A 14,313-nucleotide genomic window follows, 5' to 3' on the forward strand; every position below is an offset into this window, starting at 1 on the left:
TGGAGCTGTGCCCATTTAAATTGTCCATTATTCGTCATATTAGAAAAATAAGAAAAAATACCGTTGACAAACAAATAAACTGGCTGATATAATATTTCGCTTTGTTTGACAACCTCCCTCTTTTTGGTTATAATGGACAAGGAAAGAGGTGGTAGTGGACAATGGCAAAAAATGCGCTATTGGAAATTAAACGAAATTTGGAAGCCCACGTTGGCTCCAAAATCCGTCTTCGAGCAAACGGTGGCCGTCGAAAGACCATCGAACGAACCGGTACGTTGGAAGAAATCTACCCTTCTGTTTTCATTGTAAAACTGGATCAGGAGTCTCACGCCTTTAAGCGTGTCTCTTACAGTTATGCGGATATACTGACGGAGTCGGTGGAAGTGACCGTATGCAATGATGAAGGTCAAGTCCGTATTACCCATATGCAGCAATAGAGCTATAGATGCCGAAAGGCCATTTTGTTGGACGCGAATGGATTCCCATTCGCGTCCTTTTTTTCATGAAGCTTGCGAGGCATGAACGAGGAATGTCCGGCGCATACTAAAGCGCAGCAACCCCATTCCTAAGGAGGGCGACCGATACAATGAGCCGCAGAAGATCCGTCATGTCGGAGCAGTTGAAATATGAGCTTGCCAAAGACCTTGGTTTCGCGAATAAAGTGGATCAAGAGGGCTGGGGCGGGATTACGACGAAGGAAGCGGGCAATATGGTCAAGCGCGCCATACAGCTTGCCGAGCAAGCTGCCGCGAGCAAATCCGACCGTCCGTAAGGGCGGAGAAAGCTGCAATTCACAAGCTAAGGGCACGGCGCAGGAAAGCAGCCGCAGTCTCTTAGCTTTTCTTGTGTCCGTTTGTTATAATGTTGCTTAAGCTAACGATACGAACGGGAGAGCTTATGATGAAAATATATGAGAAAGCGCCGGCTAAAATCAATCTGCTGCTCGATGTGCTTAGAAAGCGCGAGGACGGCTTCCACGAAGTCGAGATGATAATGACCATGGTCGATTTGGCAGATCGCCTGGAGATGGAGGAGCTGCCGCGGGATACGATTATTATTTCGAGTCAGGCCGGGTACATACCGCTGGATGAGAAGAATTTAGCTTTCCAGGCCGCTAAGCTCATTAAAGACCGCTATGATGTACGCAAAGGCGTATATATTCATTTGGATAAAAAAATACCGGTTGCCGCAGGCCTTGCAGGCGGCAGCAGCGACGCCGCCGCTGCTTTGCGGGGGTTGAACCGGCTATGGGGGCTGCAAATTCCGGAGGACGAGCTGTGCAAGCTTGGCGCGGAGCTGGGCTCGGACGTGCCGTTCTGCGTAACGGGAGGCACTGCGCTTGCTACTGGACGCGGAGAGAAGCTGGAGCCGATCGCAACACCGCCTCAGTGCTGGGTCGTATTGGCCAAGCCTCCGATCAATGTATCGACTGCAGACGTGTACGGCAAGTTTCGGGCAAACGAGCTCAAGACGCATCCGTCGGCTGCGGATATGGTATCTGCGATCGAGCGAGGCTCGTTCAATGACGTATGCGACGGTCTCGGCAACGTGCTGGAGAACGTGACGCTGGGGCTTCATCCCGAAGTGCTTCAATTGAAGGAAAGCATGCAGCGATTGGGTGCCGATGGCGTGCTGATGTCAGGCAGCGGCCCTACGGTTTTTGGCCTGGTTTCGAAGGAAGCCAAGCTTGCCCGCATCTATAATGGGCTTCGAGGATTTTGCAAAGAGGTATACGTGGTAAGAATGCTTACATGATCATGACGTTCATCTTGATTAAATCCGTATAAAAATGTTATATTGTCTATATATTATTCGGGTTTAGTGGGAGGGAGATGGCTTTGAAAAAATTAAAGCGCAGTGCGCGACTAGTAGAAATGACGCAATACTTGCTTAGTCGTCCTCACACGTTAATATCGTTGACAGCTTTTGCCGATCGTTATCAGTCTGCGAAATCATCTATTAGCGAAGATTTGGCTATCATAAAAGAAGTGTTCGAGGAAGAAGGCTTTGGCGAATTGAACACGCTGGCGGGCGCAGCGGGTGGCGTTAGATATACGCCTAAGATGCACACCGACACCGCCCTTTCGATTATGAAAAATATTTGCCGCCAATTGGAGCAGCCAGAACGGGTGCTGCCGGGCGGTTATTTGTATATGACGGATATGCTGGGTCAGCCGGACCTTCTTGCCGATGTGGGGCGGATGTTCGCGACCTCTTTTGCAAGCCGCAATATTGATGTGATTATGACGGTCGAGACCAAAGGTATTCCTCTCGCGTATGCGGTAGCCTCATGCTTGAACCTGCCGGTCGTTATCGTACGCAGGGACAATAAGGTGACGGAAGGCTCTGCGGTCAGCATCAACTATGTTTCCGGCTCCAACAAGCGGATTCAGACGATGTCACTGGCCAGACGCGCATTGAAGGAGCAGTCGAGGGTACTTATTATCGATGACTTCATGAAAGCAGGCGGAACGATTCAAGGCATGATGGATTTGCTCTATGAATTCAAAGCTACCGTAGCGGGAGTTGGCGTATTCGTCGAGTCCGGCGAAGTGGAGCTGGAGGAGCGTCTATTGGAGGATTACGTATCGCTGGCTAAATTGACGGCAGTCGATATGAAGACGAAGCAAGCGACAGTAGTGCTAGGCAATTATTTCAAATAACGGGATGCATCGATGCTCCTGTTCAAGCTAACCGTGAAAGGCTGGGGAATGAAGTGACAAAACCGCAAGTAATTTCTACCGATAAAGCACCTGCAGCGATTGGACCTTATTCGCAAGCGATTAAGCTGGGCGGATTGCTGTTCACATCGGGACAAATTCCATTGGATGCTTCCGGTCAATTAGTAGCAGGCGGCATTGAAGAACAAACGCATCAAGTTTTCCAAAATTTAAAAGAAGTTTTGGCTGAAGCGGGAGCGACGTTCCAGGACGTCGTGAAAGCGACCGTTTTTCTGAAAGATATGAATCAATTTGCAACGATCAACGGCATCTATGCATCCTATTTTGGAGACCATAAACCGGCTCGCTCGGCCGTAGAGGTGGCAAGGCTTCCGAAGGATGTTCTTGTCGAAATAGAGGTCATTGCATCGACAATTGTCGAATAGAAACGAAAAAGATTCAAACTAAAAAAAATATTTTAAATAGTGCATTATTTTGCCAAATTTTTAGAAGGAATTTGCATAAAAACGTGGAAGTATACACCAAGTCTCAGATAGGCAAAGGTGGTGAACACAAGTGCAAATTACTGATGTAAGACTCCGCCGTGTAAATTCGGAAGGACGCATGAAAGCTATTGCTTCCATTACCATTGATAATGAATTCGTCGTTCACGATATTCGTGTCATTGACGGTAACAATGGAATGTTTGTTGCAATGCCTAGCAAGCGGACTCCTGATGGAGAATTCCGGGATATCGCGCATCCGATTTCTTCGACTACTCGCGAGAAAATCCAAGCTGCTGTGCTCGCAGAATACGAGCGCGCTGCAACGGAGGAAGTAGCAATCGAAGAGGGCGCATAGCCTATTTCAAATCGCTTTATGGATAAGGCCCGGGCAGCACGGTTTAGGCCGATTGATGCTTGGGAGTCACAGGAAAGAGAGCCGGAAGGCTCTCTTTCTTTTTTGTCTGTAATGGGATATATTCAAAAGAACAAAGCGCACAATGAGTGGGAGGAATTACGGTTGAAAGTGATGGCGATTGTGCTTGCAGCTGGACAGGGCAAGCGGATGAAATCGAAATTATATAAAGTACTGCATCAGGTGTCTGGCAAGCCGATGGTAGGCCACGTATGGAATACAGTGAAGGAGGCGCGCAGCGAGCGTACCGTTGTTGTCGTCGGGCATGGCGCGGAAGCCGTGAAAGGCTATCTTGGCGATGAAGCGGAATACGTGCTGCAGGAGCAGCAGCTCGGAACCGGTCATGCGGTTCGTCAGGCAGAAGCTTTACTGGGCTCGGAGGAAGGCACGACGATCGTTATCTGCGGGGATACGCCGCTTGTGCGGGCAGAGACGATTCAATCGATGCTGGAGCTTCACAGCGCTACAGGTGCGGCGGCTACCGTGCTGACAGCATCCTTTGACAACCCGACCGGCTATGGACGTGTCATTCGCGGCGGTGATGTCGTAGAGCGCATCGTGGAGCAGAAGGACTGCTCGCCGGAAGAAGCGGCTGTGAAAGAGATCAATACGGGCACCTACTGCTTCGATAATAAAAAGCTGTTCGCGGCATTGGCTCAAGTAAAGAACGACAACGCTCAAGGCGAATTTTATTTGACTGACGTTATCGGTATTTTCCGCGGGGCAGGCGAGGTCGTTCAGGGCTACTGCACGTCTGATCTGGCGGAAGCGATCGGCGTCAACGACCGGGTCGCTCTTGCGGAAGCAGAGGGCTATATGCGGCAGCGGATTAACCGCAAGCATCTGCTTGAAGGCGTGACGCTCATCGATGCTGCTTCAACGTATATCGAGGCGGATGTGCGTATCGGATCGGATACGATCGTGTATCCAGGCACCGTTCTGCGCGGCTCGACCGTTATTGGGGAAGATTGTGTAATCGGACCAAATGCGGATATTCAGGATTCCGTTATCGGCAACGGCGTTACAGTGAAGTATTCGGTGGCGGATCAAGCGGTCATCGGCAACGAGAGCTCGGTAGGGCCTTATGCGAACCTTCGTCCAGGCTCGAAGCTTGGTGTCGGCTGCAAAGTTGGCGATTTCGTTGAATTGAAAAATGCATCGCTTGACGACGGCAGCAAAGTCTCGCATCTGAGCTATGTTGGTGACGCTAAGGTGGGCAAGGACGTCAATATTGGCTGCGGCGCTATTACGGTTAACTATGACGGCTACAATAAATTCGTAACGGAGATTGGCGACAACGCTTTTGTCGGCAGCAACGTCAATCTGATCGCACCTGTGAAAATCGGGGACGGTGCTTATGTGGTAGCCGGCTCTACGATCACGCATGATGTGCCTGCTGGCGATCTTTCCATTGCGCGTGAACGTCAAGTGAATAAGCCGGGTTATGCGGATAAAATCCGGGCACGGGCTAAAGTGAAGAAGGAAAATGCGAAGAAGGCAAAGTCCGAGTAGCCTCTGACTTTCGCTAATAGAATGAAAAAATATGGTTAATTCTTTGCCGGTTTGGGTACAGTTATACGGAATATGACTTTACTAGGAGGTTCCGATAAATGTCCATACCGATGAATGTTGAGCAGAGAACAATTGGAACAAAAGGTGCGCTTCGCCAGTTGAGAGAGAGCGGCAAAGTGCCGGGTGTCGTATACGGAAAGCAATTGGCTGCACCGGCTGCGGTTGCATTGGAAGAGAAGCAGGTGCTTGCGCTGCTGCGCTCCCACCCTAATGCGGTGCTGGACCTTGATATTCCTGGTGCCGGGAAGCAGCCGGTCATGATCAGCGAAGTGCAGCGTGAACCGCTGTCGCGCCGCCTGCTTCATATCGACATGCGTCAAATCAATATGAACGAGGAAGTAAGGACGCAGGTGCGAATCGATTTCGTTGGCGAGGCCAATGGCGTTGGTCAAGGTGGTATTCTGCAAGTGCTGCTGCATGAGCTGGAGGTTGAATGCTTGCCAGGCAGCATTCCAGAGGCGCTGGAGATCAATGTCGCCGATCTGGAGCTTGGGCACAGCTTGCTTGTCCGCGATGTACGTCCGCCATCTGGTGTTAAGGTGCTTTCGGACCCTGAACAAGTCGTCGTGACCGTACTGGCGCCGCAGAAGGAACTGACAGAGGAAGAAGCGGAAGCGGCTGAAGTCGAGCGGGTTGAGGCGGAATCGCGTTCCGAGGAAGCTCAAATGCACGAGGTAGATTTCGCCTAATTTCGCCTAACAAGCGGTATCGCCCTACAGCCTTTGATAAAGGCTTAGGGCAGATGCCGTTTTCTGTTTTCCAAGGTGCGTGCAGGGATAGCCGCTAATCGTGTAGAATGAAGAAGGACAACAACTAGCAAGATTGGAGACGAAGGTATGAAGTGGATTGCAGGGCTGGGGAATCCCGGCGCCGCTTATCAGAATACGAGGCATAATGTCGGCTTCATGGTGGTCGACGAGTTGGCAAGACGCTGGGACATCGCTGTCACGCAAAATAAATGCAAGGCGCTCATTGGCGAAGGCAACGTGAAGGGAACGAAGGTTGTTCTCATTAAGCCGATGACGTATATGAATCTATCGGGTGAATCGGTTCGCGGCTTCTTGGATTATTTCAAGGCGGATCGGGAGGACGGTATTATCGTCTATGACGACATGGATACCGAGATCGGCAAGATCCGGCTGCGCTATCAAGGAAGCGCTGGCGGGCACAATGGCATTAAATCGCTTATTCAGCATTTGGGTACGCAGCAGTTCAACCGGGTACGCATGGGCATTTCGCGGCCGCAGCCGGGCCGCAGCATCGTGGATTATGTACTCGACAACTTTCCGAAGAGCGAGCATGAGCTGCTGAAGGCGATGGTCGAGCAGGCGTGTGACGCGATTGAATATTCGCTGAGCAATTCTTTTGACAACACGATGGCAAAGTTTAACCGCTAAGCCGTTAATTTACGCCAAAGCCGGGCATACTGAAGGGTATAACGACTCTTCAGGAGGCATACATATGGCTGTAAACTATATTTGCAGGCACTGCCGCACATCGATGGGGACCATCGAGCAAAGCGGAATAACCGAGCAGCAGCTCGGTTTCCATTTCTTGACCCCCGAAGAACGCAGCGATATAATAGCGTATAACCCAAACGGAGATGTGACGGTTAAAGTGATTTGCGACTATTGCCGGGAAGCGCTTGACGCTAATCCTGAGCTGAATTTGGTCACAAGCCCGCTGCAGTAGGGCGTGGAAATGAATGGTATGGCAAGGCCTTAGCGAACGCTGAGGCTTCTTTTCGATTGTTTGCAGAAAGCTTGTTTGATTGGAATAAAAGGCTTCGCAAATAGCAGAAGACGCTAATTTGCGAACGAGCTTTTGTCGCCAATGGACGGTTTAGAAACGAGGTGCCTTAACGATTGGAAGCATTAGTACAGGCTTTTGCTGCGGATCCGGACGTTCAGTCCATTATCGCCGGTGTCCGCAAAGGGATGCGGGAGCAGATGGTGTCGGGGCTCGCGGGCTCCTCTAGACAAGTGCTCGTTGCAGCCGTGAAATTGGACGTGGAGCGTCCGATGCTTGTCGTGACGCATAATATGTACGCCGCACAAAAAATAGCGGAGGATTTGCAGGAATGCTTTTCTCCAAATGAAGTATTGTTATATCCCGCCAATGAGCTTGTAGCTGCTGAAGCGGCGATCTCGAGTCCTGAGACGCTGGCGCAGCGCATGGACGTGCTGATCAGGCTGTCCGAAGGCTTCCGCGGGATCGTTGTTGTGCCTTTCTCTGGGGTTCGCCGTTATTTGCCTGTACCGGGCGTAATGGCTCAAGCGAAAATCCAGGTGAAGGTCGGAGACGAGCTCGCTATTGAGCAATTTCTGCGTCAAATGGCCGGTATCGGCTATACGCGCGTAGACCGGGTTGAATCCAAGGGTGAAATGAGCGTTCGCGGCGGTATCGTCGATTTCTATCCGCTGACGTCGGCAACGGCTTACCGGATTGAATGGTTTGGCGATGATGTCGATTCGATCCGTACTTTTGATCCCGGCGACCAACGTTCGCTGGGTAACTTGCAGGAGCTGACGGTTCCTCCGTGTCAGGAAATTTTGGCGGATGAGCGCCGCTTCAAAGCAGCTGCTGATCATGCGGCTTTGCTGCTGTCGCAGCAGCTCGAGAAGATGACGGACCGGACGGCGAAGGAGCGTCTTCGCGGTGAAATCGGCGGCGAGATTGACAAGCTGCGGGAACAGGTTTATTTCTCTGAAATTTATAAATATATTTCTTTGCTGTACCCGGAGCGCCAGACGATACTGGACTACTTTCCGGATGATACGCTGCTCATTATGGATGAGCCAACTCGTCTGATTGAGACGGGCAAGCAGCTCGAACGCGATGAATCGGAATGGGCGATGCATCTGCTCACTAATGGCAAGTCGCTGCCGGGCTTTACGCTTGCACGTGCTTCGGATGAAATCTTGCATCACCGCTCGTTCCAGACGTTGTTTTTGTCGCTCTTTCTGCGCCAAATTCCACATACGCAGCCGCAGAACATTCTGAATATGACGAGCCGGGCGATGCAGAATTTTCATGGTCAGATGAATGTGCTCAAGGCCGAGATGGATCGCTGGCGCAAGACGGGCGCTAATGTCATGATGCTGGCCGGCAATGCCGAACGGATGGACCGGATGCGCCGTGTATTGCAGGACTATAATATCGAGCCGCCTAAGTTGATTGAGGGCAACCTGCAATCTGGTTTTGAGCTGCCTTCTTCGCATTTGGTTGTCATTACGGAAGGCGAGATGTTCACGCAGAAGCAGCGGAAGGCGCGCCGCGTCGATAAGAAAATTGATAATGCGGAACGGATTAAAAGCTATACCGAGCTGAAGGTTGGCGACTACGTGGTGCATCAGAATCACGGCATCGGCAAATATGTCGGCATCGGGACGCTGGAAATTGGCGGCATACACAAGGATTACCTGCATGTTCTCTATGCGGGCGGCGACAAGCTGTCCGTACCAATTGAGCAGGTAGACATGATTCAGAAATACGTCGGCTCGGAAGAGAAGGAGCCGAAGATCAACAAGCTGGGCGGAAGCGAATGGACAAGGGCGAAGAACAAGGTTCGTTCGTCCGTTCAGGATATCGCTGACGACTTGATCAAGCTGTATGCGGAGCGTCAGTCTGCACCGGGCTTCGCTTTTGGCCTGGATACGGCCTATCAGAACGAATTCGAAGCCATGTTCCCTTACGATGAGACACGGGATCAACTGCGGGCGATCGAAGAGATCAAGAAGGATATGGAGAAGTCGCAGCCGATGGACCGGCTTCTGTGCGGCGACGTCGGCTACGGCAAGACGGAGGTTGCGGTTCGCGCAGCATTCAAGGCGGCGATCGAGGGCAAGCAGGTGGCGATCCTCGTGCCGACGACGATTCTGGCTCAGCAGCATTACGAGACGTTCCGTGAGCGGTTCTCCGGCTATCCGTTCAATATTCAAGTGCTCAGTCGTTTCCGCTCCCGCAAAGAGCAGAACGAGACGATGAAAGGCTTGAAGGCGGGTACGGTCGATGTCGTGATCGGCACGCACCGGCTGCTGTCGCAGGACGTAATTTTTAAAGATTTGGGACTGCTTATCGTAGACGAGGAGCAGCGGTTTGGCGTGTCGCATAAGGAGAAGCTCAAGAAGCTGAAGACGAATGTCGATGTGCTGACGCTGACGGCGACGCCGATTCCTCGGACGCTGCATATGTCGATGCTTGGCGTGCGCGATTTGTCGGTCATAGAGACGCCGCCGGAAAACCGGTTCCCGGTTCAGACCTATGTCGTGGAGTATAATATGTCACTGGTCCGCGAGGCGATTGAGCGCGAGCTCGCCCGCGGCGGCCAAGTCTACTATTTGTACAACCGGGTGCAGGGCATCTACCAGATGGCGGAGCTGATCAATTCGCTAGTTCCGGATGCCAAGGTGGCGGTAGGCCACGGCCAAATGTCCGAGCAGGAGCTCGAAAAAACGATTCTCGACTTCCTGGACGGGGAGTCGGACGTGCTCGTCAGCACGAGCATCATCGAGACGGGCGTCGATATTCCGAACGTAAATACATTGATCGTGCATGATGCGGATAAAATGGGCCTCTCCCAGCTCTATCAGCTGCGGGGCAGGGTTGGACGCTCCAACCGGATTGCTTATGCTTATTTCACGTATCAGCGCGACAAAGTGCTGACGGAGGTAGCGGAGAAGCGGCTTCAGTCCATTAAGGAATTTACCGAGCTGGGCTCCGGCTTCAAGATCGCGATGCGCGACCTTGCCATTCGCGGAGCGGGCAATCTGCTCGGAGCGGAGCAGCACGGCTATATCGCCTCGGTCGGCTTCGATCTGTATTCGCAAATGCTCGCGGACGAGATTGCGAAGCGGAAAGCGGAGATGGAAGGCGTTGAAGTGAAGGAAGAGCGTTCGGTCAGCACGCTGATCGATGTGAGCATCGATGCGTACTTGCCGTCCGATTACATCTACGACAGCATTCAGAAGATCGAGATCTACAAGAAGGTCGCGACCGTCCGTTCATTCGATGAAGCGGATGATCTAACGGAGGAGATTATGGACCGGTTCGGCAATTTGCCGCAAGCTGTCGATAATTTGCTGTCGGTTGCCCGCTTGAAGGTGTACGGCGCTATGTACGGCATCGAGCAAATTAGCCAAAAGGCTGACGATCTGATCGTCAAATTTGCGGCGCGCGAGAAAAAACGGATCGATTCGAAAAAGGTCGATCAGCTTTGCGTGGCCTTCGAGAACCGGTTCCGTCTAAGCAATGGCGTGCAGGATGATTACCCTTCCCTGCTGCTGCGCGGCAAAGGGCTGGAGATGGATCAGAAGCTGCAATTGCTTGAGCGGTTCCTGAAGTCTTTTCAAGAGGCTCAGATTGGCGCGGAAGCGCTGCAGGATGCGACATCGGGATAGAAAATTCGCATTGCGATGACGTTTTCTGTTACAATACTAACAACTTCCTATTTTGAAAGGGGATTCAGCATGTTGCACGGTACACGCAAATCGGCATGGCGCAGAAGCGCGCTGCTTGTAATCGCGGCAGTGCTCGTCATGACGGTTATGGCGGCTTGCGGCAAGAAGGATGAAGGGACAGGCACCACGTTTAAAGGGGCGGGAGAAGGTACAGTAATCGCCACTTATAAAGATGGTACGGTAACGGAGCCTGAGTTCGACAGATATTTGGGCGTATTCAACATTATGCAGCCTGGATATGAGCAAGTTTTGGCGATTCCGCAATTCAAGGAACAATTGCTTCAGCAGTTCGTGTCCTACAAAGTGCTTGCTGGACAAGCTACTGAAGAGAACGTGAAGAAAGCTGCCGAAGAAACAGACAAGCAAATGAAGGATTTCGAAAAGGCGATCAAAGAAAATGCTGATTTGAAAAAAACGCTGGATGATAAAAAAGTGACAAACGCCGACGTTAAGACGTATTTGGGCTTGATGCTCGTCGTTGTAGAGCATATGAACTCCAAAGTGACCGAGGAACAAATTAAAGCCGAGTATGAGAAAAACGGCGGCAATTACAACCCGGTAACGGTTCGCCACGTATTGGTGACGACTACAGACCCATCGACAGGTGAAGAGAAGCATAAGCCGGAAGAAGCTCTGAAGCTTGCCAAAGAAGCGAAAGCGGAATTGGAAGCCGGCAAGAGCTGGGATGAAGTTGCGAAGAAATACTCCGAAGACGGGGGCTCCAAAGACAAAGGCGGCCTCTATGAGAATGCCAATGCAGGTGATTGGGTAGAAGGCTTCAAGAAAGCTGCCCTTGAGCAAAAAGTAGGCGTAATTGGCGATCCGGTTGAAACCGAGTATGGCTACCATGTCATCAAGGTTGAGAAACGCGACGTGAAAGCTTACGCTGACCTCGACGAGAAAACGAAAGAATCCGTGAAGAGCGCTGTTGCTTACGAGCATATGAACACGTTCATGAAGGATGAAATGCCGAAGCAGGATTTGAAAATTACGCTTCCTCAGCCGTCGCCATCTGCATCTCCGGATGCATCGGCTTCGCCTTCACCGGAAGCTACGAAAAAACCTGAAGACGCAAAATAATAGCGGATTGAAAAGGACTGCCCATGCGGGCGGTCCTTTTTTTGTTGGCTTCTTTCTCAAGTTTTCAGCATTTGCGTCATATCTATGTAATATATAAATAAGATTCAAGGGTCGTTGCGTCAGGTTGAATGACGAAAGCAAGCGAAAAATGCCCTATTTATCAGTGATCATGAGACAAACGTCCCCTTTTAAAATTTTGATGTTATATATATTGACATATAATCTGGCCGCCCCCTATAATAAGGATGCGAACATTGGAAACACATTCCATGTAAATGTTCGTCATTAGATAAAATTTATAGAAGAATTGGGGAGTGGAGAGATGAAAAAGAAATGGTTTTATCAGATGGGACTCACTGCAGTGGTGCTTAGCATGGTGCTGGCAGCCTGCGGAAACAATGAGGAACCTGCATCCACTACATCAGGAGGCAATTCGGGGGCGGCATCAGGCGATACGATTAAGGTAGGTGTACTTCATTCTTTGAGCGGTACGATGGCGATTAGTGAGGTGTCGGTACGCGATGCCGAGATTATGGCGATTGAAGAGATCAACGCCGCAGGCGGCGTGCTTGGGAAGAAGCTTGTAGCGGTAGAAGAGGATGGCGCATCGGATTGGCCGACCTTCGCAGAGAAAGCGCGCAAGCTCATTTCCGAAGATAAAGTCGCGACTGTATTCGGCGGATGGACGTCCTCCAGCCGTAAAGCAATGAAGCCTGTATTTGAAGAATTGAACGGCCTGCTCTGGTACCCGGTTCAATATGAAGGACTTGAATCCTCTCCCAATATTTTTTATACAGGAGCGACAACGAATCAGCAGATCGTACCCGCAGTTGACTGGTTGTTAGAGAATCGCGGCAAAAAGTTTTACCTGCTTGGCTCGGACTACGTATTCCCGCGCACAGCTAACCTGATTATTAAGGAGCAGCTGAAAGCGAAAGGCGGAGAATTGGCTGGTGAGGAATACACGCCGCTTGGCCATACCGATTACAGTACGATCATTAGTAAAATCAAAGCTGCGAAGCCGGATGTCGTGTTCAACACGTTGAACGGCGACAGCAACGTCGCTTTCTTCAAGCAGTTGAAGGATGCAGGCATTACTGTGCAGGACATGACGACATTGTCTGTATCTGTAGCGGAGGAAGAAATCCGCGGCATCGGCGTCGATGTACTCCAAGGCCATTTGGCAGCCTGGAATTATTATCAAACGACAGACACGCCGGCGAACAAAAGCTTCGTTGCCAACTATAAGAAGAAGTACGGCGAGAATAGAGTGACGGCTGACCCGATTGAAGCGGGCTATACGGCAGTCTACCTCTGGAAAGCGGCTGTAGAGAAAGCAGGCTCCACCGATGTCGACAAAGTGAAGGAAGCGGCGAAGGGACTGGAGTGGGATGCGCCGGAAGGCAAAGTGAAGATCGACGGCGAAACGCAGCATATTTACAAAACGGTGCGGATCGGCGAAGTGCAAGCTGACGGGCAGTTCAAGGAGCTGTGGAATTCCGGTGAAGCGGTGAAGCCGGATCCTTACTTGAAAGGCTATGATTGGGCGGCAAGCATCAAGCCTACGGAATAGCGGGCTAAGCGGCAGCGCTCGGCATCACGTCACATAAGCGGTAACAAGCGGAGGGAGTATTCTAGGGCAATGGATACTCCCTCTGTTGTTACAATGGGCAGCGCTGCGCAAATCATGAAGGAGTTGAAGGCATATGGAAGTATTTACGCTGCAGTTATTCAACGGGCTGAGCGTCAGCTCGATTCTGCTTCTCATTGCATTAGGTCTCGCTATTACGTTCGGATTGATGAAAGTCATCAACATGGCGCATGGAGAGCTTATAATGATTGGCGCCTACTCCACCTATTTAACGCAAAATATTTTCAAAGACGTATTGCCGCCATCGCTTTTCGACTGGTATTTTGTGCTGGCGATTCCGGTCAGCTTCCTTATTGCTTTTGTGTTTGGTCTTATTTTAGAAATGAGCCTCATTCGGTTCCTTTATGGCAGGCCGCTCGACAGCCTGCTGGCCACCTGGGGCGTTGGATTGGTGCTCCAGCAACTGGCGAGATCGATCTTCGGGGCGCCAAATGTTGCGGTTACGAGTCCGTCTTGGCTTAATGGCGGTGTAGAGGTGTTGGGTGCCGTGCTGCCTTATAAGCGATTGTTCATTATTGGCCTTGTTGCTTTATGCCTGCTTGCCATGTACTTCTACATTTACCGCAGTCTTGAGGGGCGCAGAATGCGTGCCGTGATGCAGAATCGCGATATGGCCGCTTGTCTTGGCGTATCGACCAGACGCGTTGATGCGATGACCTTTGCGATCGGCTCTGGCATAGCAGGTATCGCTGGCTGTGCGCTTACGCTGCTGGGTCCTATTGGGCCGTCTTTGGGCACTTACTATATCGTCGATGCGTTTATGGTTGTCGTTCTTGGCGGTGTCGGCAAGCTGGTCGGCACAGTGCTTGGCGCAATGGGGATCGGTATATTTAACACGATGTTCGAATATTGGACGAATGCTTCGCTCGGCAAAGTGCTCGTATTCCTCTGTATCGTTGCTTTTCTGCAATGGAAACCGATGGGGTTCGTGGCGATGCGCTCGCGTTCGCTTGATTCATAGAGAGAGGTGGGG

14 protein-coding genes are annotated in these 14,313 nt (G+C 51.2%); all 14 read left to right on the top strand.

Annotated elements, in window-relative coordinates:
* Window positions 1-161 precede the first annotated feature (161 nt).
* On the top strand, window positions 162-437 hold the full coding sequence (veg, locus tag IEX98_RS26075; RefSeq protein WP_188892624.1) for a biofilm formation stimulator Veg: 276 nt from the start codon (window positions 162-164) through the stop codon (window positions 435-437).
* A 149-nt stretch (window positions 438-586) separates the two neighbouring features.
* The gene (locus tag IEX98_RS26080; protein WP_188892625.1) at window positions 587-772 is read left to right on the top strand and encodes a small, acid-soluble spore protein, alpha/beta type; all 186 of its coding nucleotides are present in this window, start codon (window positions 587-589) and stop codon (window positions 770-772) included.
* Between the two features lie 128 nt (window positions 773-900).
* Window positions 901-1,755, top strand: a complete 855-nt coding sequence (gene ispE / locus IEX98_RS26085) for a 4-(cytidine 5'-diphospho)-2-C-methyl-D-erythritol kinase (protein ID WP_188892682.1) — start codon at window positions 901-903, stop codon at window positions 1,753-1,755.
* Window positions 1,756-1,838: 83 nt separating this feature from the next.
* Entirely contained in the window at window positions 1,839-2,663 is an 825-nt protein-coding gene (gene purR, locus IEX98_RS26090; protein ID WP_188892626.1) for a pur operon repressor, read from the top strand.
* A 53-nt stretch (window positions 2,664-2,716) separates the two neighbouring features.
* A complete protein-coding gene (locus IEX98_RS26095; RefSeq protein ID WP_188892627.1) occupies window positions 2,717-3,106 on the top strand; it encodes a RidA family protein in 390 nt (129 codons plus the stop codon).
* Window positions 3,107-3,236: 130 nt separating this feature from the next.
* The gene (spoVG, locus tag IEX98_RS26100; RefSeq protein ID WP_042171213.1) at window positions 3,237-3,521 is read left to right on the top strand and encodes a septation regulator SpoVG; all 285 of its coding nucleotides are present in this window, start codon (window positions 3,237-3,239) and stop codon (window positions 3,519-3,521) included.
* A 162-nt stretch (window positions 3,522-3,683) separates the two neighbouring features.
* A complete protein-coding gene (gene glmU / locus IEX98_RS26105) occupies window positions 3,684-5,090 on the top strand; it encodes a bifunctional UDP-N-acetylglucosamine diphosphorylase/glucosamine-1-phosphate N-acetyltransferase GlmU (protein WP_308421833.1) in 1,407 nt (468 codons plus the stop codon).
* Window positions 5,091-5,188: 98 nt separating this feature from the next.
* Window positions 5,189-5,839 carry a 50S ribosomal protein L25 gene (locus tag IEX98_RS26110; protein WP_188892628.1) on the top strand — a complete coding sequence of 217 codons (651 nt, stop codon included), beginning with the start codon at window positions 5,189-5,191 and terminating at the stop codon, window positions 5,837-5,839.
* A gap of 147 nt (window positions 5,840-5,986) precedes the next feature.
* Window positions 5,987-6,547 (top strand): aminoacyl-tRNA hydrolase, encoded by a 561-nt coding sequence (gene pth / locus IEX98_RS26115; protein ID WP_188892629.1) that lies wholly within the window; start codon window positions 5,987-5,989, stop codon window positions 6,545-6,547.
* Window positions 6,548-6,611: 64 nt separating this feature from the next.
* A complete protein-coding gene (locus tag IEX98_RS26120) occupies window positions 6,612-6,842 on the top strand; it encodes an anti-sigma-F factor Fin family protein (protein ID WP_188892630.1) in 231 nt (76 codons plus the stop codon).
* Window positions 6,843-7,015: 173 nt separating this feature from the next.
* Window positions 7,016-10,549, top strand: coding sequence for a transcription-repair coupling factor (gene mfd, locus IEX98_RS26125; RefSeq protein ID WP_188892631.1), 3,534 nt, complete (start codon window positions 7,016-7,018; stop codon window positions 10,547-10,549).
* Between the two features lie 69 nt (window positions 10,550-10,618).
* Entirely contained in the window at window positions 10,619-11,689 is a 1,071-nt protein-coding gene (locus IEX98_RS26130) for a peptidylprolyl isomerase (protein WP_188892632.1), read from the top strand.
* A gap of 322 nt (window positions 11,690-12,011) precedes the next feature.
* Window positions 12,012-13,262, top strand: coding sequence for an urea ABC transporter substrate-binding protein (urtA, locus tag IEX98_RS26135; RefSeq protein ID WP_188892633.1), 1,251 nt, complete (start codon window positions 12,012-12,014; stop codon window positions 13,260-13,262).
* Between the two features lie 133 nt (window positions 13,263-13,395).
* On the top strand, window positions 13,396-14,301 hold the full coding sequence (urtB, locus tag IEX98_RS26140) for an urea ABC transporter permease subunit UrtB (protein WP_188892634.1): 906 nt from the start codon (window positions 13,396-13,398) through the stop codon (window positions 14,299-14,301).
* Window positions 14,302-14,313: the final 12 nt, after the last annotated feature.

Source organism: Paenibacillus radicis (ex Gao et al. 2016), assembly GCF_014641555.1.
Classification (GTDB): domain Bacteria; phylum Bacillota; class Bacilli; order Paenibacillales; family Paenibacillaceae; genus Pristimantibacillus; species Pristimantibacillus radicis.

Bases quoted from the DNA above. Each gene is read 5' to 3' on its own strand.
- urtA (WP_188892633.1), top strand. From the start codon at position 12,012: ATGAAAAAGAAATGGTTTTATCAGATGGGACTCACTGCAGTGGTGCTT.
- urtB (WP_188892634.1), top strand. From the start codon at position 13,396: ATGGAAGTATTTACGCTGCAGTTATTCAACGGGCTGAGCGTCAGCTCG.
- IEX98_RS26110 (WP_188892628.1), top strand. From the start codon at position 5,189: ATGTCCATACCGATGAATGTTGAGCAGAGAACAATTGGAACAAAAGGT.
- veg (WP_188892624.1), top strand. From the start codon at position 162: ATGGCAAAAAATGCGCTATTGGAAATTAAACGAAATTTGGAAGCCCAC.
- IEX98_RS26120 (WP_188892630.1), top strand. From the start codon at position 6,612: ATGGCTGTAAACTATATTTGCAGGCACTGCCGCACATCGATGGGGACC.
- IEX98_RS26080 (WP_188892625.1), top strand. From the start codon at position 587: ATGAGCCGCAGAAGATCCGTCATGTCGGAGCAGTTGAAATATGAGCTT.
- ispE (WP_188892682.1), top strand. From the start codon at position 901: ATGAAAATATATGAGAAAGCGCCGGCTAAAATCAATCTGCTGCTCGAT.
- IEX98_RS26130 (WP_188892632.1), top strand. From the start codon at position 10,619: ATGTTGCACGGTACACGCAAATCGGCATGGCGCAGAAGCGCGCTGCTT.
- pth (WP_188892629.1), top strand. From the start codon at position 5,987: ATGAAGTGGATTGCAGGGCTGGGGAATCCCGGCGCCGCTTATCAGAAT.